At 73.5% G+C, this 18,451-nt stretch carries 13 protein-coding genes; 4 read left to right on the top strand and 9 right to left on the bottom strand.

Annotation, left to right across the window (positions count from 1 at the left end; all coding sequences use genetic code 11):
* Positions 1-7 precede the first annotated feature (7 nt).
* A complete protein-coding gene (locus CFK38_RS13860; RefSeq protein WP_096803593.1) occupies positions 8-661 on the bottom strand; it encodes an O-methyltransferase in 654 nt (217 codons plus the stop codon).
* A 130-nt stretch (positions 662-791) separates the two neighbouring features.
* Between CFK38_RS13860 and CFK38_RS13855 the strand changes: the two genes are divergently transcribed.
* On the top strand, positions 792-1,205 hold the full coding sequence (locus CFK38_RS13855) for a twin-arginine translocase TatA/TatE family subunit (protein WP_096803592.1): 414 nt from the start codon (positions 792-794) through the stop codon (positions 1,203-1,205).
* 25 nt (positions 1,206-1,230) lie between these two features.
* Here CFK38_RS13855 and CFK38_RS13850 read toward each other — a convergent pair whose 3' ends face one another.
* From CFK38_RS13850 to CFK38_RS13835, 4 genes are all read right to left on the bottom strand, one after another.
* Positions 1,231-2,397 (bottom strand): P-loop NTPase, encoded by a 1,167-nt coding sequence (locus CFK38_RS13850; RefSeq protein ID WP_096804378.1) that lies wholly within the window; start codon positions 2,395-2,397, stop codon positions 1,231-1,233.
* Between the two features lie 62 nt (positions 2,398-2,459).
* The gene (locus tag CFK38_RS13845) at positions 2,460-3,056 is read right to left on the bottom strand and encodes a DUF1003 domain-containing protein (protein ID WP_096804377.1); all 597 of its coding nucleotides are present in this window, start codon (positions 3,054-3,056) and stop codon (positions 2,460-2,462) included.
* A gap of 2 nt (positions 3,057-3,058) precedes the next feature.
* Entirely contained in the window at positions 3,059-4,408 is a 1,350-nt protein-coding gene (locus CFK38_RS13840; protein ID WP_245851079.1) for a magnesium transporter MgtE N-terminal domain-containing protein, read from the bottom strand.
* The gene (locus CFK38_RS13835) at positions 4,405-5,961 is read right to left on the bottom strand and encodes an aminopeptidase P family protein (protein ID WP_096803591.1); all 1,557 of its coding nucleotides are present in this window, start codon (positions 5,959-5,961) and stop codon (positions 4,405-4,407) included. Before CFK38_RS13835 ends, CFK38_RS13840 begins: the two co-directional genes overlap by 4 nt.
* Positions 5,962-5,998: 37 nt before the next feature.
* Between CFK38_RS13835 and CFK38_RS13830 the strand changes: the two genes are divergently transcribed.
* Positions 5,999-6,883 carry a PHP domain-containing protein gene (locus CFK38_RS13830; RefSeq protein WP_096803590.1) on the top strand — a complete coding sequence of 295 codons (885 nt, stop codon included), beginning with the start codon at positions 5,999-6,001 and terminating at the stop codon, positions 6,881-6,883.
* A gap of 215 nt (positions 6,884-7,098) precedes the next feature.
* Here the strand turns inward: CFK38_RS13830 and CFK38_RS13825 are convergent, their stop codons facing one another.
* The 4 genes from CFK38_RS13825 to CFK38_RS13810 all read right to left on the bottom strand — a co-directional run bounded on the left by CFK38_RS13825 (position 7,099) and on the right by CFK38_RS13810 (position 11,800).
* A complete protein-coding gene (locus CFK38_RS13825; protein ID WP_096803589.1) occupies positions 7,099-8,976 on the bottom strand; it encodes a DEAD/DEAH box helicase in 1,878 nt (625 codons plus the stop codon).
* Positions 8,977-9,104: 128 nt separating this feature from the next.
* Positions 9,105-10,850: a metallophosphoesterase family protein gene (locus tag CFK38_RS13820; protein ID WP_245851078.1), complete on the bottom strand. Its 1,746-nt coding sequence runs from the start codon at positions 10,848-10,850 to the stop codon at positions 9,105-9,107.
* Between the two features lie 7 nt (positions 10,851-10,857).
* The gene (locus CFK38_RS13815) at positions 10,858-11,079 is read right to left on the bottom strand and encodes a DUF3107 domain-containing protein (protein WP_096803588.1); all 222 of its coding nucleotides are present in this window, start codon (positions 11,077-11,079) and stop codon (positions 10,858-10,860) included.
* A gap of 58 nt (positions 11,080-11,137) precedes the next feature.
* Positions 11,138-11,800: a TetR/AcrR family transcriptional regulator gene (locus tag CFK38_RS13810; RefSeq protein ID WP_096803587.1), complete on the bottom strand. Its 663-nt coding sequence runs from the start codon at positions 11,798-11,800 to the stop codon at positions 11,138-11,140.
* A gap of 144 nt (positions 11,801-11,944) precedes the next feature.
* On the opposite strand from CFK38_RS13810, the gene CFK38_RS13805 reads away from it, so the two are divergent.
* Together CFK38_RS13805 and CFK38_RS13800 are read left to right on the top strand one after the other, a co-directional pair.
* Positions 11,945-15,148 carry a UrvD/REP family ATP-dependent DNA helicase gene (locus CFK38_RS13805; protein ID WP_096803586.1) on the top strand — a complete coding sequence of 1,068 codons (3,204 nt, stop codon included), beginning with the start codon at positions 11,945-11,947 and terminating at the stop codon, positions 15,146-15,148.
* Complete coding sequence (locus CFK38_RS13800) at positions 15,145-18,450, top strand: ATP-dependent DNA helicase (protein WP_096803585.1); 3,306 nt, start codon at positions 15,145-15,147, stop codon at positions 18,448-18,450. Before CFK38_RS13805 ends, CFK38_RS13800 begins: the two co-directional genes overlap by 4 nt.
* Position 18,451 lies beyond the last annotated feature (1 nt).

The raw sequence follows: 18,451 nt of genomic DNA, 5'->3' as shown, positions 1-18,451 counted from the left end.
GCCCTGGTCAGGGACGCAGCACGGCGGCGAGCACGCCGTCACCGCTGCCGGTGAGCACCGAGACCAGGTCCTCGGACTCCGTGACGGCCTTCAGCAATGCGCGCACGGCCTGCGTGGTGGCATCCCGTGCGGTGGGATCCGCGACCCGGTCGTGGAACAGGGCGTGGGGGATGATCAGCACCCCGCCGGGCCGCAGCAGGCGCCGCGCATGCTCGAGCAGATCCAGGGCATGCGGGGTGTGGGCGGGAAAGCTCACCAGGTCGTAGGCGTGATCGGTGAGGCGGCCGACGACGTCGCGGGGACGGCCGGCGATGGTGCGCACCCGCGGGGACCGGATCGCGGCCTCGGCGAAGGCCTCACGGGCGGCGCGCTGATTCTCGACCTCGAGGTCGATGGTGGTCAGCACCCCGTCCGGGTGCATGCCCGAGAGCAGGTAGAGGGAGCCGACTCCGCTGCCGGTCCCGATCTCGACGGCGGAGCGCGCCTGCACCGAGGCCGCCAGCACCCGCATCAGCGCACCGGCCCCCGGCAGCACCGGGGTGGCGCCGAGCTCGTTGCCGCGGTCCCTGGCGCGGGCCAGCACCCCGTCGTCGGAGAAGAGCGTCGTCTCGTCGACGAATTCCTCACCGTGGGCCCAGCTGGCCACTTTTCCCGACGACATCAGCGCATCCTCTCCGTTCACAGTGCGATCTGGCCGATCCTACGACAGCCGCCGCCCCTGTGAGCCCCCTCGGGCCCGCGATGCAATAATGGCGACGCATCAGCAGACCTCGAGACATGCAAGGTGGACAATGGGCGGCACCGGATTCATGGGCCTCGGCGGCTGGGAGATCGTGATCCTGCTCGTCGTGTTCCTGGTGATCGTGGGGCCGCAACGGCTCCCCGACCTCACCCGGCAGCTGGTGCAGTGGGTGCGGCAGGCGCGCCGCTGGGTCGACGACTCCCGCTCCACGGTCGAGGACGAGATGGGCATCGCCATCGAGGACCTCCGCAAGTACGACCCGCGCCAGTACGACCCGCGGCGCATCATCCGCGAGGCCTGGGGCGACACCGACCTCGAGGAGCTGATCCCCAGCAAGGACTCGATGAACATCGCCACCGGTGGGGCTGCGGCCGGGGCCGCCGCCGCGGGAGCGAAGTCCGGCAAGAAGTCCGCGAAGGCCAAGGGCCCGAAGCGCGCGCCCTTCGACGACGAGGCCACCTGAGCCGAGTCCTGGCGCCTCGCGCCCCTCAGGACCGCGCGACGGTCAGCGGCAGCTTCATCCCTCCGAGCCCGCGCGGCTTGTGCACCAGCGCGCGGGCGACGCCCGTGAGGGCCATCGAGGTGGGGGAGTCGGGGTCCGAGACCACCAGCGGGACTCCCTGATCCGAGCCCTCGCGCAGTGCGGGGTCCAGCCCGATCCGGCCCAGCACCGGCACGTCGTGGCCGACGGCCCGTGCCAGCGTCTGCGCCACCCGGTCCCCGCCGCCGGTGCCGAAGACGTCCATGACGGTGCCGTCCGGCAGGGTCAGCCCGGCCATGTTCTCGACCACGCCGGCGATCTCCTGCTCGGTCGAGGTGGACAGCGAGCCGACCCGCTCGGCCACCCCGGAGGCGGACTGCTGCGGCGTGGTGACCACGACCATCTGCGCGCTCGGCAGCAGCTGGGCCACCGAGATCGCGACATCGCCGGTGCCGGGCGGCAGATCCAGCAGCAGCACGTCCAGATCGCCCCAGAACACGTCCGAGGCGAACTGCTCGATGGCGCGATGCATCTTGGGCCCGCGCCACACCACCGCCTGCCCCTCGGGGACGAACATGCCGATGCTCATCACGGCCACGCCGTGCGCCGCCGGGGGCATCAGCAGGTCCGAGACCTTGGTGGGCTGGTCGGTGATCCCGAACATGCCCGGCATCGAGAACCCGTGGATGTCCGCGTCGATCACGCCCACGCGCAGCCCGTCGGCCGCCATCGCCGCGGCGAGGTTCGCGGTCACAGTGGACTTGCCGACCCCGCCCTTGCCGGAGGAGATCGCGAAGATGCGCGTCAGCGAGCCGGGCTGGTTGAAGGGGATCTGACGGCGGCCCTGACGCAGGCGGTTCGTGAGCTCGCGGCGCTGCTCCTCGGTCATCGCGCTGGTGGACACCTCGACCCGGGACAGGCCGGGGACGGTCGCGGTCGCCTCCGCGGTCTCGCGCTCGATGCGGTCGCGCATGGGGCAGCCCTCGATGGTCAGGAGCACCGTGACATGGGCGGTGTCCTCGGCATCGACCGTCACCGAGCCGACCATGCCGAGCTCGGTGATGGGGCGGTGGATCTCGGGGTCGATCACCCCGCTCAGCGCCTCGTGGATCTGGGCGACGCGCTCGTCGTCGGCGGTCGGTCCGGGCGTGCTCTGCCCGGTCTCGGCCGGCACGGACTCGGCCGGCGCTGACTCGTTCCGCCCGGATGTGCTCGGCTCGGGGACGGACTGCGTGTTCACTGGCTGTTCTGCTCCTTCGATGACGTGGTGGTGGCCTCGGCCGTGCGGCGATCCAGCGCCGCCTCGACCTCCTCGCGCAGGAGGGTGCGCAGGTCCTCGGCATCCTGGGTCGGCGGCTCCTCGAGCTCCTCGACCAGGTCGCGCAGCTCGCTGCGCACGAAGTCACGGGTGGCGACGTCGTTCAGGGCCAGGCGCAGGGAGGCGATCTCCCGGGTGATGAAGTCGGTGGTGGCGTGGTTGCGCTCGTTGGACTGGCGATCCTGCTCGACCTGCACGCGGTCGCGGTCGTCCTGACGGTTCTGCGCCAGCAGCAGCAGGGGCGCGGCGTAGGAGGCCTGCAGGGAGAGGATCAGCGTGAGCAGGGTGAAGTTCAGCGCGCGCGGATCGAACTGCGCGGACTCCGGGGCCAGCGAGTTCCAGGTCAGCCAGACCGCGCAGAACAGGGTCATCCCGACCAGGAAGGCCGGGGTGCCCATCATCCGCGCGAAACCCTCGGCGGCGCGTCCGAAGGCGTCGCCGCGGAAGGGGTTGCGCAGCAGCGGGCCTCTGCCCGGCGCGGGGTCGTCGAGCGGGCTGTGACTGTGCTCTGCCATGCTCATCCCCTCGTTCCACCGGGCGGGGCGGGGTCCTCGGCATCCCGGGCCGTGGCCCGGGCGATCTCGGACAGATCGATCTGGCCGGTCGCCGGCGGCGGCTCGTCCTGCTCGCGCCAGTCATCGGGCAGCACGTGGTCCAGCACGTCGTCGACGGTCACCGCACCCAGCAGGCGACCGTCCCCGTCGATCACGGGGATCGAGACCAGGTTGTAGGTGGCCATCTCCCGGGTGACGGTGGACAGCGGCACGGTCGGCGCGACCGCGGCCGTGTCCGCATCGAGGATCTCGCCGACGGGCCGGTCGGGACGCTCCCGCAGCAGCTGCTGGAAGTGGATGATGCCCAGCAGCTTCCCGGTCGGGGTCTCGAGCGGGGAACGGCACACGTGCACCGTCGAGGCGAGGGCGGCATGGATGGCCTCGCGGCTGATCAGCGCCAGGCAGTGCGCCACCGGCGTCTCGGGTGCGACGATCAGCGGCTCGGTGGTCATCATGCCGCCGGCGGTGTACTCGTCGTAGGCGAGCAGGCGGCGCACGTCCTCCGCCTCCTCGGGCTCCATCAGGCTGAGCAGATGGGCGGCGACGGACTCCGGGAGCTCCTGGACCAGGTCGGCGGCGTCATCGGGGTCCATCGCGTCGAGGATGTCGGCGGCGCGGGTGGCCTCCAGTCCGGTGACCACCTCGACCCGGATGTCCTCGGGCAGCTCCTCGAGCACATCGGCGAGGCGTTCGTCGGCGAGCTCGCCGGCGAGCTCGATGCGGCGCTTGGGCTCCAGCTCCTGGATGATCTCCGCGAGATCCGCCGGATTCAGGTCCTGGTAGGAGGCCGCCAGCAGATGCGCGGACTGCTCGGCCTGCGTGCCGTACAGCCCGGAGACCTCGGTCAGCTCGACGGTGAGGGTCTCCCCGCGGGAGACCAGGCGGCTCAGCGACCCGCCCCGGCGCTGCCGGCGCAGATACAGCCGGGAGACGTTCCAGTCCCGATGGCGGTCCTGGTCCAGGGCGATGTCCAGCACGGTCGCCTCGCCGGTGCCGTCCTCGAGCGTCACGGCGCGGTCCAGCAGGTCGCCGATCACCAGCAGCTCGCCGGGACGCTTCTCGAAGCGGCGCACGTTCAGCACCCCGGTGGAGATCACCTGTCCCGGGGAGATCGAGGTGACCCGGGTGATGGGGAGGAACACTCGACGCTTCCCACCGACCTCCACCACCAGGCCGACGGCCCGGGCGCTGGTGCGGGTCTGCGGCACGACCACCACGTCACGGACCGTCGCCACCGCGTCTCCGATCGGGTCGAAGACGGCGGTGCCGGCCAGCCGTGCCGCAAAGAAGCGCGGCCGCGCTCTGGTGCTCACCGCTGCAGCTCGGAGATCCAGCGCTCGACGTCCTCCGCCCGGCGCGGTGCGGCGGCCGAGAGGTTCTCGACACCGTCGGCCGTCACCAGCACGTCGTCCTCGATGCGCACGCCGATGCCGCGCAGCTCGCTCGGCACCAGCAGATCGTTCTCCTTGAAGTACAGCCCGGGCTCGATGGTGAAGACCATCCCCGGCTCGAGCTCCGCGTCGAGGTACATCTCGCGGCGGGCCTGGGCGCAGTCGTGGACGTCCAGGCCCAGGTGGTGGCTGGTGCCGTGGGGCATCCAGCGGCGATGCCACTGGCCCTCGGCGGCCAGGGACTCCTCGGCCGTGCCGGGCAGCAGGTCCCACTCCGCCAAACGGTGGGCGAGCACGTCCATCGCGGCGGCGTGCAGCTCACGGAAGCGCAGTCCGGGCCGGGCGACCGCGAAGGCGGCGTCGGACGCCTCGAGCACCGCGTCGTAGATCTTCCGCTGGGCGGGGGAGAAGGTGCCGGACACCGGCAGGGTGCGGGTGACGTCGGCGGTGTACAGCGAGTCCACCTCGACGCCGGCGTCGATCAGCACCAGCTCGTCCGCCGTGACCACGCCGTCGTTGCGGGTCCAGTGCAGGGTGCAGGCATGGTCGCCGGCGGCTGCGATGGTGTCGTAGCCGACGCCGTTGCCGTCGGCCCGCGCGGTCGCCGCGAAGACGCCCTCGATGACCCGCTCGCCGCGAGGATGGCCGACGGCGCTGGGCAGGTGCCGGATGACGTCCTCGAAGCCGCGCAGGGTCGCGTCCACGGCCTTGCGCAGCTCGCGGATCTCGTACGCATCCTTGACCAGACGCTGCTCGCTCGCGGCCTCCTTCAGGGCGGCGCTCTCCGCTGCGGCCTCGTCCCCGCCGGGCAGGCCGTTCTGGGAGCGGATCTCCTCGACCATCGCCTCGACGGAGGCGTCCACGCTCGGCATCACGGTCAGCGACAGCTGGGCGCCGACGTCCTTGGCGAGGTGGTCGCGCAGCTCGTCGATGTGACGCACCTCGATGCCCAGTCGCCGGGCGGCCTCGGGGACGGTGGGCCGGCGCCCCACCCACATCTCGCCGTAGCGGGCGTCGGCATAGAACTCGCTGGTGTCGAAGCCGGCGCGGGGGCGGAAGAAGTACGTCGCCTCGGAGACCGTGGGGTCCTCGGTCGAGGGCTCGACGACGAGCACGCTGTCGGGCTCCTCGTCGGTGCCCAGCCCTGAGTAGTAGGCGAAGGCGGAATCCGGGCGGAAGGGGTAGTCGGTGTCGTTGGAGCGGACCTTCAGCACGCCCGCCGGCAGCACCAGCCGAGACCCGGTCACGCGGCGCACCAGCGCATCGCGACGCTCCGGGGTGAAGTCCGCGGACTCGCGGCGCGCGGCATCGGGGACGGTCTCGTCCCAGCCGGAGGAGATGAACTCGCGGAAGGCGTCGTTGCTGGGGCGCTGCGAGCGGGAGTCGCCGCGGGAGGCGAGATCCTTCATCCGTTCGCTGCCCCCGGTGCTTCCGGTGGTGGTGCTGTGCTCGGTGCTGGTGTTCTCGGTGCTCACCCCTCGATGGTCTCATGACGCGGTCTACCCTGGGCCTATGAGTGAGAGGACTGACGCCGGCGCCGCACAGCGGATCGACCTGCATGCGCACAGCTCGTGGTCCGATGGGACCACCGGCGTCCAGGAGCTGTTCGCCCAGGCCGCCGCGGCCGGCCTCGACGTGCTGGCGCTGACCGACCACGACACCGTCTCGGGCTGGGCGGAGCTCGCCGCGGCGGTCGCCGCGAGCGGGGTCGCAGCCGTGCCCGGCATCGAGGTCTCGAGCGAGGACGACCACCGCAGCGTGCACCTGCTCGCACTGCTGGTGGATCCCTCCCCGGACACGGCGCTGGCCGCCGAGATGGCCAGCGCCCGCAGTTCGCGGGTGGAGCGTGCCCGGCACATGGTGGAGCTGATCTCGACCGACCACCCGGTCCGCTGGGAGGACGTGGAGGCGCAGGTCGCGGGGGAGAGCACCGTCATCGGTCGTCCGCACATCGCGGACGCCCTGGTCGATGCGGGCGTGGTCCCGGACCGCTCGGCGGCCTTCACCGAGATCCTGCGCCCCTCGGGTCCGTACTACGTCCCCTACTACGCCCCCTCGCCGCTGTCCGCGGTGCGGGCCATCCGGGAGGCCGGGGGCGTCTCGGTCCTCGCCCATCCCGGCTCGGTCACCCGCGACGACGATCTGCCGCTGACCCTGCTGGAGTCCCTGGTCGCGGCGGGGCTCGACGGCATCGAGGTCGATCATCGCGAGCACGGGGAGGTCGAGCGGACCCGGCTGCGGGAGTTCGCGCACGGCCACGACCTGCTGATCACCGGCGGCAGCGACTTCCACGGCAGCGGCAAGGAGAACCGGCTGGCGGAGAACCTCACCGCCCCGGAGGTGCTGGAGGAGATCGCCGCCCGGGCCACCAGCGGCACCCGGATCCTCCGACCCTGAGCGGGTGCGCCGTGCCTGACCGGATGTTCCATCCGGTCCCAGCGCAGCACGATGCCATCCACGGGCGCACTCTCAGCATGCGACCCCGTATACAGGTGCGGATGCTGGCTGAGCGCCACTGGATGCAAAGCACTGGCGGCCCGTGCCCCGGAGACCGGGACACGAGCCGCTGAACTGTGCCGTGGGACGGGCTGCGCCGCGGCGCAGGACCTCGGTCAGCCCTCCTGCGGGGAAGAGCCCTGGCCGGCCGCTCCACCGGAGCGGCCGCGGCCTCCGCGGGAGCGGCGCCGACGGGGGCGGTCCTCGCTCGAGGTGTCCGTGCCCTGCGGCTCGCCCGGCGAGGTGCTCCGGGATGCGCTCTGCGTCTCGCTCTGCGGAGCGTCGGTGACCTCACCGTTGACCCGGCGGGTGCGGGAGCGGGACCGGCTGCGGCGGGGACGCTCGCCCGAGCTCTCCTCGGCGCCGGTGCGATCGGCGGGAGCGGAGCTCGTGGCGCCGTCCTGACGACCGCCGTCGCGACCGCTGGGGGAGTCGTCGCGCGACCGCCCACGACCGCCGCTGCCACGACCGCCGCCGTCACGACCGCCGCTGTCACGACCGCTGCGGTCGCTGCCGCCACGGCCATCGCGCTCGCCGCCGCGGCTCCGGCCGCTGCGCTCACCACGGCCGCCGCGCTCACCGCGCCCGCCGTCACGGCCGCTGCGGCCGGACTCCCGGCCGCCGCGGGCACCCTCCGGACCGCCCAGATCCTCGAGCTCCTCGGCCTCCAGGCCCTCACGGGTGCGGGCGCTGCGGGGGAGCGTGCCCTTCGCGCCTGCGGGGATGTCGAGGTCGGCGAACAGGTGCTCGGAGGTCGAGTAGGTCTCCTGGGCCTCGGTGGACTCCAGTCCCAGCTGGCGGGCGATGAGCGCCCAGCGCGCCAGGTCCTCCCAGTCCACGAACGTGACCGCTGTGCCCTTCTTGCCCGCGCGGCCGGTGCGGCCGGTGCGGTGCAGGTACGTCTTGTCGTCGTCGGGACAGTTCCAGTTCACGACATGGGTGACGTCGGTGACGTCGATGCCGCGGGCCGCGACGTCGGTCGCCACCAGCACGTCGATCTTCCCGTTGCGGAAGGCTCGCAGCGCCTGCTCACGGGCGCCCTGGCCGAGGTCGCCGTGCAGCGGAGCCGCGGCGAAGCCGCGATCGGCCAGATCACCGGCGACGCGGTCCGCCTGCCGCTTGGTGCGCATGAAGATGATCGACAGGCCACGGCCGTGAGCCTGCAGGATGCGGGCCATCACCTCGATCTTGTCGAGCTGGTGGGCGCGGTAGACGACCTGCTTGATATCCGCCTTGGTGCGTGCGCCGTCGTTCGGGTCGTGGGCCCGGATGTGCGTGGGCTGCTTCATGAAGCGGCGGGCCAGCGCCATGATCGGACCGGGCATGGTGGCGGAGAACAGCATCGTCTGCCGGTCCTCCGGCACCGCCTGCAGCAGCTTCTCGATGTCCTCGAGGAAGCCCAGATCGAGCATCTCGTCGGCCTCGTCGAGCACGGCGGTGCGCACCTGGGACAGATCGAGGTACTTCTGGCGCATCAGGTCGATGAGCCGGCCCGGGGTGCCGACCACCACCTCGACGCCCTTCTCGAGCGCCTCGATCTGCGGCTCGTAGGCGCGGCCGCCGTAGACGGTGAGGATGCGGATCGGTCGCTTCGCCGATGCGGTCTCCAGATCGTGTGCGACCTGGACGGCGAGCTCACGGGTGGGCAGCACCACCAGGGCCTGCGGCTTGCCGATCGGGCGGTCCTTCGGGTTCGGCTCGCCCGGGGCGACGGAGTTCTGCAGCAGCGGGATGCCGAAGCCGAGCGTCTTGCCGGTGCCGGTCTTGGCCTGGCCGATGATGTCGCGGCCGCGCAGCGCGATCGGCAGGGTCATCGACTGGATCGGGAAGGGGGTGGTGATGCCCTTGGCGGCCAGAGCGTCGACGATGTCCGTGCGGACATCGAAATCGGCGAAGGTCTGGACCTGTTCGGGCTGTGCGGAGGTGCCGGAGCTCTGCTCGACGGCGGGGGAGGCCGACACGGCCTCGTCGGTGTGCGGGGTGGATTCAGGCACCGTTCAACTCTCTGGTCATGGATAAGCACAGCCATCGTAGCCCCCGCGCCCCTCCCGGGACCGCCGGAGGGTGCAGAAGGTGACATCGGTCCGGCCGGTCCGGTGCCGGACGGTGAGGGGTCGGAGGCTCAGCCGACGCCGCCGTCGCTGCCGGCGGGGACCGGCTCGCGGGTCTCCGGCGGCGGGCTGACGGGGTCGGTGGGGGTGACGCGGTCCTCGTCCGGGAGTCCTTCGCCCGGCTCGACCTCCTGCTCCGGCGGGATCGTGCCCTCCGGGGTCTCGGCCTCCTCGGGGACCTCGAGCTCCGGGACCTCCTCGGGCATCTGCGTGCGCTCGATCGAGACCGACACCAGGCCGAGACCGCCCATGACGATGTCGTCGTAGGCGACCAGGCGGCGGGTGTCCTCGTCGAAGTAGAGCATCCGCGCCGTGAGGTCCAGCGGGTCCTCGCCCTTCAGCACCGGGGCGATCCCGCCCGAGGCGAGCGCCCCGCCCGTCGAGCCGACGATCATCCAGTCCGTGCCGGAGCCCTCGCGATCGAGCTCGACCTCCGAGGTGTGCATGTGTCCGGACAGCACCAGCGGGGTCCGCCCGAGCAGCCCCTCGGGCTGGGTCGGATCGTGGATCATGGCGAAGTCGACCGGCTTCTCGGGATGGGCTGCGTCGTACGCCTCGATGGTGTCGCCCAGCTGGAAGGCGCTGGCGCTGACGGCCGCGTCGCCCTCGCGCCAGCCGCCCGCGTCCGAGTCGTCGTCGGCCGCGAAGCGCGGGTCGCCGATGCCGGCGATCCGCAGCCCCGCCACCTCGACCACTTCGTTGTCGACCACGGTGGCGTTGGGCTGCGCCTCGATCATGGCCGCGGCGGAGGCCCCGTCATGGTTGCCGCTGACGTAGACGTAGGGCACGTCGAGCGTGCCGATGCGACGCAGCAGCTCGGTCTCCAGCGGCGTGCCCCAGGAGACGATGTCGCCGGTGTCGACGACCGCATCGATCGCGAACTGCGTGTGCAGCTGGTCGATGACGTCGTAGGCCTGCGGGTTGTCGTGGATGTCCGAGACGTGCAGGACGGTGATGACGTTCTCCTGGTCCAGCCCCACCGGCAGCGAGTCCGCGGCGATGTACAGCGCCGAGACCTGACCCACGAACTCGGCGAGCGTGTCGCGGTAGCCCTGGTAGTCGATCACCGTGCCGTGGCCGAGGTCCGCGATGTACGCGGCCTGGGAGAGCAGCCCCTCGAACTTCGGCTGCTCCAGGGAGGCGGGGGAGAAGGTCACCGAGGTGGCGGCGACCGAAGCACCCACCACGGCGACCGCGCTGCCGCCGGCGAGCAGCGCGCGCCGCACCCGTCGGAACGTCAGGCCGACGGCGAGCCCGGCACCGGCGGCGGCGAACAGGGCGTTCAGCGCGGCGTTCTTCGCCGCGGCGGTCGCCAGGGTCTCGGGCGCGGTCCGCTGCAGCTCGGCGAAGCCGGAGTCCGCGTAGAACAGCGCCTCCGCCTTCTCGACGTCGACGCTCTTGACCCTGGCCTCGATGCGCACCGGCGCGGTGTGCGAGTCGAAGGCGACCTGGCCCACCGGCGGGAGCAGCAGCACGGTCTGGGAGGACAGGGAGGGGCGCAGGTGGACGCTCGCGGTCAGCGGCCCCACCTCGACCGTCGTGGCGGGGACCAGCAGCAGGCCGACGATCGCCCCCAGCACCGCCACCACGGTCGTGGTGGTCAGGTGCAGCAATCGCTGGCGACGCTGCCGGAGCCGCCGCCGGAGCTGTCGATGCCGGGTGGGGGAGTCCTGAGCCGTCGCATCGTCGCTCTCCGCCGCGTCGCCCTCCGGCGGATCGGTGGCGTCCTGCGGCGGGTGGCCCTCGTGCCGGGTCACCGGGGTCTCAGCCGAGGAAGCCGACGCGACGTGGCTCCTCGGTGGAGACCTCGACGTAGGCGACCTTCGCGCCGGGGACCAGCACGGTGCGGCCCTTGTCATCGACCAGGGCGACCGGGGAGCCGTCGGCCATCGCGCCGCTCAGCCGTTCGATCAGCGCATCGGACTTCTCCTCGGACTCGATCACGATCTCGCGAGGGGAGTGCTGGATGCCGATACGGATCTCCATGACCTGACCTTTCCTCCGCCCCGGGGGCGGGGACGTTCGTTGCAGTGCTCCGCCGAGTCTACGCGTTCGCGTCCGGGGCGGAGGCGTCGTCCGCCGCCAGCACAACACCGGAGATCCGGGCGTTCTCCCGCGGTGCGAAGCCGGTCAGGCCATGCACGACGGTGGTGGTCATGGTGTCGAGGATCGACTCGCGCTCCGCCTCGTCCGCGGCGCCCTGCAGCAGCTGCGCGGTGGTCTGGGTGACGGCGATGACCCCTCGCCCGAGGACCCGGGACTCCTCGGCGCTGATGTGCCGCGAGGCGGTCAGCACCCCGGCCAGCTCGATCGCCATCCGGTCCAGGACCGTCACCACCTTCTGCTGCACGACCTCGGAGATCTGCTCGTGACCGGTGAACAGCCGCAGCGAGTTGTCCAGCGCCACGAACTCGTAGAAGCGGTGGAGACCGGCACGCACCCGGGACATCGTGTCCCCCGCGCCCTCGCCGATCGTGCGGACCTCGTCGATCATCGAGGTCGCGATGACGTCGAGCACCTCGACGTAGAGCTTCTCCTTGGAGTCGAAATGCTGGTAGAGCACGGGCTTGGTGACACCGGCGGCGGCGGCGATGTCGTCCATCGACGTGGACTGGAAGCCCTTCTCGGTGAACACCCGGATGGCGAGCTCGAGCAGCTGCGCCCGGCGCTGTGCACGCGGCATTCTGGCCGTGGATGGGGTGGACATGGCGTCAGCCTCCGAATCCGATCGCAGCGTGAGGAAGGCACTGCGGGGCAGATGTCAGGATCCTCGTGATCCCGGCCACTCTACCGCCGCGACCCGCCGGAGCCGAGGGGAGCAGATGTCGGTGCGGTGGGGTGGAATAGGGGGATGCGAGGGACAGGCACGATCACGGGCGAGGGGATCCGTCTGCTCGGACCCGATCTCGCGGCGCTGCCCGCGCTGCAGCGCGGGGAGGACCTCGATGACGCTCAGCGCGCTGCCCTGGACCGTTTCCTGGCCGGCAGCGATGTCATCGTCCACGGCGGCCCCGGCAGCGGCCGCACCGCGCTCGCCCTGACCGCGGCCGAGGCGTCCGGGGAGGGCACGCTGCTGCTGGCTCCGCGGCGCGCCGCGGCCGGCCGTCTGCGCGACGCCCTCGCCGTGCACGGCACGGGGGAGGTGCGCGCCATGACCCCGCCGGCTCTCGGGCACGCGATCGCGCGCGCTGACGCGCTGCGCCGCGGCCTGGGTGAGCCGACCCTGGTCACCGGTGCCGAGCAGGACGCGCTGCTCGCCGAGCTGATCGCGCAGCGCGAGCGCTGGCACCTGGAGATCGACCCCGGTGCCCGTTCGCTGCCGAGCTTCCGCACCGAGCTGCGGGACCTGATCACGCGGGCGGCGGAGCTCGGACTCGGCCCCACCGAGCTCGCAGCGCTCGGGCATGAGCACGGCAGGCCCGCCTGGCTCGACGCCGCCGCCCTGCTGCGGGACTACCTCGGGGTGCTCGACCTCGAGGCCTCCGCCGCCCTGGATGCCGGACCGCGTCTGGACTCCGGCGCCCTCGTGCGCCGCGCCGCGGATCTGCTCGCCGACCCTGCGACGCCCCCGCCCTTCCGCGCCGTCGTGGTCGACGACGCCCAGGACCTCACCGCCGCCGGCATCGACCTGGTCGTCGCGCTCGCCGCCGCCGGGGCACGGGTGCTGGTGTGCAGCTGCCCCGACGCCGCGGTGGACACCTTCCGCGGTGCTCTGCCCGACGCCGCCGACCGTCTGCGCGAGGCCCTCCCGCGCCCTGTCGGCAGCATCGTGCTGACCGGAGCGCATGCGCAGGTCGAGGGCCTCACCGCCGCGGTCGATGCGCTGCGGGGACGGCTGCCCCTGGCGGGCGCCCCCGCGCAGGTGCGCCGCCCCCGGGCCGCACGCCCTGGCGCGCTGGTGGCGCTGCGGGCCCAGGACCCGCTGGACGAGGCCCGGCTGATCGGCTCCGCCCTGCGCGACCTCCACCACCGCGAGGAGGTCGACTACGACCAGATGGCGGTGGTGTGCCGCTCCGGTGCCGCGGTCGCCGATCTCGCCGACCTGCTCGCCCGCACCGGCCTGCCGGTGCGCATCCCGCACCGACCGCAACCGCTGCGCGAGGTCCCCGCGATCGCCGATCTGCTGACGATCCTCGAGATCGGGCTGGCCCCACCGACCGCGCCGCTCGATGCCCGTGCCGCCGCCGAGCTGCTCCGCGGTCCCTTCGGCGATGCCGACACCCTCCGCCTGCGCCGCATCCGCCGCCTCCTGCTGAGCGCCCACCGCACCGCCGAGCCCGACAGCGGGACCACCAGCGAGCAGCTGCTCGCCCGGGCGCTGGTCGATCAGGAGGTGCCGGGGCTGCCCGCGGCCGACGCCCGGGACCGTGCCGCCGCACCCGTGCACCGGGTGCGGGAGATGATCGCCGCGGTGCGCGAGCACCGGGAGGCCGATGCACAGCTGGTGCTCTGGCAGGCCTGGGACGCCTCGGGGCTGGCAGCGGGCTGGCGACGCGCCGCCCTGGGGGTCGCCGGGGATGTGGACGGCGCCCGCTCGCGCCTGGCCGCGTCCCGGCTCGACGCGCTGCTGGAGCTGTTCGCCGCCGCGGAACGGCTGACGGACCGGCGGCCCGGGGCCGGCGCCCTGGACCTCGTCGAGCAGGTCCGCTCCCAGGCGGTGGTCGAGGACACGCTCGCACCGGCCGCCGCCGCCCGCGGCCGCATCGCCGTGCTCACCCCCGCGCAGCTCGCCGGAGACCACCGTGACACCGTGGTCCTCGCCCGCCTCCAGGAGGGTGCCTGGCCGGATCTGCGCCTGCGCTCGACGCTGTTCGGCGCCGCGGAGCTGTCCCTGCGGGCCGGGGCACGGCGCGGTGCGGAGCTCCCGCCCGAGCCGGATGCCCTGCGCGCCCTCCAGCGCGAGCAGGTGATCGCCGACGAGCTGCGCCTGGCCGTCAGCGCTCTCGCCCGGGCCCGGCACCGCGTGCTGGTCACGGCGGTCCAGGACGAGCAGAGCGAGCCCTCCGCCCTCTTCGACGCATTCGCCGAGCTGGCCGCCCTCGCCGACTCCGAGGACCCTGCCGCCGAGCCCTGGATCACTCTGGAGACCCTGCGCCGGGACCCCGGGCCCGCCCCGGACGCCCGCCGCCTGGTCGCGGCGCTGCGCCGGCGGCTGCGCGAGGAGGATCCCCCCGGTGCCCGGGACGCCGCCCTGGCCCTGGAGGCGCTCGCCCGGGCCGGTGCCCCCGGCACGGATCCTGCCCGCTGGTACCACCAGGAGCCCAGCTCCAGCGCGCCCCTGCACGAGGACGACACCCCGATCCGGCTCTCCCCCTCGGCGCTGGAGCGGGCCGTGGACTGCCCCCAGTCCTGGCTGATGGAGCGCGCCGGCGGCACCCGCAGCGGCGGGCCCGCCCAGCTCATCGGCACCGCCCTGCACCACCTCGCCCAGGTCCATCCGAGCGGCCCGGCAGGCGGCGAACAGGACCTGCTGGACGAGCTGCACGCGCTGCTGCGCACCGTGCCCGGCACCGAGACCTGGTCCGGCCGGCGCCGCGTGCGCCGCGCCGAGGACGCCGCCCGTCTGCTCGCCGAGCATCTGCGCCGCGCCGGGGAGCCGCTCGCCGTCGAAGCCCCCTTCGAGGTGACGCTGGGGAGGGTGCAGCTGCGCGGCAGCATCGACCGCATCGAGGGCGATGCCACCGGGCTGCGCGTGGTGGACCTCAAATCCGGCCGCGCCGCCAAGTCCGCCGCGAAGGCCGAGGAGGACCTGCAGCTGGCCGCCTACCAGGCCGCGGTGCGCGAGGGCGCCCTCACCGAGCAGCTGGGAGCGGATGCCCCCGACCGGCTGAACGGCGCCGAGCTGGTCTATATCGGCACCGGCGGGAAGAAGGCCGCGGTGCGCACCCAGGGAGCCCTCACCCGTGCGGAGGATCCGGCCTGGTTCGACGACCTCGTCCAGCAGGTCTCCCGCGAGGTCTCCGGTGATCAGGTCACCGCCCGCGTCAACGCCCACTGCACGCACTGCTCCGTGCGCAGCAGCTGCCCCCTGCAGCCCGAAGGAGACCAGCTGTGACCACCCCCCGCCCCACCTCGCCGGGCCCCGCCGCGGCCCGTCCCGAGCACTCCGCCGCCCGCCTGGCCGCCCTGCTCGAGCAGCCCCCGCCCACCGCGGAGCAGGTGGCCGTCATCGAGGCGCCGCTGGCCCCGATGCTGGTGGTCGCCGGGGCCGGCTCCGGCAAGACCGAGACCATGGCCTCCCGCGTGGTGTGGCTGATCGCCAACGGGATCGTCGAACCCCGCCAGGTGCTGGGCCTGACCTTCACCCGCAAGGCCGCCCACGAGCTCGGCGAACGGATCGGCGCGCGCCTGGGCACGCTCGCCACCGCGCTGCGGGCCGAGGGGCTCACCCTGCCGCGCGGCCTCGAGCGCGGGGGCGATGACCTGGTGGGGCAGCGGCCCCTGGTCCACACCTACAACGGCTTCGCCCTGGACCTGGTGCGGGAGCACGCGCTCGCCGTCGGCATCGACCCCGAGCTGACGATGATGTCCACCTCCGCCTCCTGGCAGCTCGCCCACGAGATCGTCGAGGGCTGGGACGACTCCCTGGACCTGGAGGCCTCCCCGGCGACGCTCACCGCCGCCCTGCTCTCGCTCTCCTCGTCGCTGGCCGACCACCTCGTCACGCCGGACCGGCTGGCCGCGCACCTGCGCGAGATCCGCGACCATCTCTCCCAGCTCCCGCTGCAGGTCGAGGGACGGCGCCGCACCACCCCCAAGGAGGTCGCGAAGGTGCTCGGAGCGCTCGAGTCGCGGCTCGCGCTGATCCCGCTGCTGGAGCGGTTCGCCGAGATCCGCACCGAGTCCTCCGCCCTGGACTTCGCCGACCAGGTCTCCCTCGCCGCCCGGGTGGCGCGCGAGGTGCCCGCCGCGGGCGCCCTGGCCCGGCGCATGCACCGGGTGGTGCTGCTGGACGAGTTCCAGGACACCTCCGTCGCCCAGCTGCAGATGCTCACCGACCTGTTCGGCCCCGGCCACGCCGCCTGCGCCGTCGGCGACCCGCAGCAGGCGATCTACGGCTGGCGCGGGGCCTCTGCCGCCTCTCTCGCCGGCTTCGCAGGCGCCTTCGCCACCACCGAGCAGAGCGTCCTGCAGCGCACGCTGTCCACCTCCTGGCGCAACGACCAGGCGGTCCTCGCCGTCGCGAACCGGCTCGCCGGCCCGCTGCGCAGCGCCGACTCCGGGGTGACCATCCCCGAGCTGCAGCCCCGCCCCGGGGCGGGGGAGGGCGCCTGCGAGATCGTCGAGGCCGCCGACGAGCGCGCCGAGGCCCTCGCGATCGGCCGCTGGATCCTCGCCCGCCGCGCCGAGCAGGAACAGGATGACCCACCGGCCTCGGCCGCCGTGCTGGTGCGGGCCCGCCGTCAGATCCCCGCGCTGGTCGAGGGGCTCGAGGCGAGCGGTCTCACGGTCGCGGTGGTGGGGCTCGGCGGGCTCCTGCACCGCCCCGAGGTGGCGGATGTCCGCGCGGTGCTGGAATGCGCCCACGACCCCGGCCGCGGTGACGCCCTGATGCGCCTGCTGACCGGGCCCCGGCTCCGTCTCGGCGCCCGGGACCTCGCAGTGCTGGGCCGCTGGCGCGACCGGATGGGCTCCCGGCTGCGCCGGGAGGGGGAGGCACCGGGCGGCCAGGACGAGGCCGAGACGGTCTCGCTGGTCGATGCGGTCGACGACCTCCCGCCGCAGGACTGGACCGATCCCTCGGGACGCGGCCTGTCCACCACCGGCCGGGAGCGGCTGGCGCAGGTCCAGCAGCTCCTGCGGGAGATGCGCCGGCTGCTGCCGCTGCCGCTGCCGGACCTGGTCACCGCCGCGACCCGGCTGCTGGAGGTGGACCTCGCGCTGCTCGAGCGGGAACCGGACTCCCGGGCGCTCGCAGATCTCGAGGCCTTCCGCGACCATGCCGCCGCCTTCGACCGCACCGCGCGCCGCGGCGGGCTCGGCGCCTACCTCGACCTGCTCGAGATCAGCGAGGACGAGGAGGCCTCTCTCGCCGTCACCGCGGCCCCCGAGGCCTCCCGCGATCCCGCCGCGGTCACGATCGTCACCCTGCACTCGGCCAAGGGCCTGGAATGGGATCTGGTCGCGGTCGCCGGTCTCACCGAGGGCAGCGTCCCCTCCTACGACCTGCGCCGTGCGAAGACCGACGAGGCCGGACGGGTGCGGGTCCCGGCCGACGGCTGGCTCGGCAAGCTCGCCTCCGCCGCGGTGCCCACCGCCCTGCGCGGCGACGCGGACACCCTCCCGGAGCTGGCCTGGGCCGAGGCGGACACGCAGGTCGATGCCGAGTCCCTGATCCAGGAGTACCGCTTCGCCCAGGGCGAGGAGTCGCTGGCCGAGGACCGCCGGCTGATGTACGTCGCAGTGACCCGGGCCCGCAGCCGCCTGCTGCTGAGCTCCGCCGCCTGGCGCAGCGGCCTGGCCTCCGCCCGGCCCCGCTCGCGCTACCTCGCCGAGGTCACCGAGCTGGTGCCCGAGTCCTTCCGCACCGTGCAGGAGGTCCCCGAGCACAACCCGTTGGAGAGCGAGCGACCGCAGTCGTCCTGGCCCCCGGCCCCCGGAGAGAGCGAGCAGGCCCGGGCCCGTGCGGCGGAGCTGCTCGCCTCCGTCGCCGGGCAGGAACGGGCACCGGAGGATCCTGAGCTCGCGGAGCTGGTGCGGCGCGCGGTGGTGGACCTCGAGCAGCAGGCGGCCCCGCCCGTGGTCCACTCCCCGCCCCGGCTCTCCGCCTCCCAGGTGGTCCACCAGGCCCGCAGCCCCCGGGATGCGGCACTGGAGCTGCTGCGCCCCCTGCCCCGCCGGCCCTCCGCCGCCGCGGCGCGCGGCACCGCCTTCCACGCCTGGCTGGAGTCCCGCTTCGAGGGCGCGACCCTGCTGGATCTCGAGGACCTGCCGGACCTCGAGGAGACGGAGAGCGCAGACGGCACCGGCCTCGACGACCGCGCCCTGCGCGAGGCCTTCACCGCCTCCGAGTGGGCCGAGCGCTCCCCGCTCGCGGTCGAGCAGCCCGTCCACACCCGGGTCGGACAGATCGCGGTGCGCGGCATCATCGACGCCGTCTTCGCCGATCCCGAGGGCACGGACGGCAGCGCGGGCGTGCTCATCGTGGACTGGAAGACCGGCCGCGTGCCCCCACCCGCCCAGCTGCGGCAGCGCGCCCTGCAGCTCTCGCTGTACCGGCTCGCCTGGCACGAGCGCACCGGCCTGCCGCTGACGCGCATCCGCACCGCCTTCCACTTCGTGGCCGACGGGGTCACCCACGAGGTGCGCCGCCATCCCTCGCGCGAACGGATCGCGCAGCAGCTGGCGGGGGAGTGAG

Source organism: Brachybacterium vulturis (genome assembly GCF_002407185.1).
Lineage (GTDB): Bacteria > Actinomycetota > Actinomycetes > Actinomycetales > Dermabacteraceae > Brachybacterium > Brachybacterium vulturis.
This window is presented reverse-complemented; position numbering and strand designations above follow the sequence as displayed.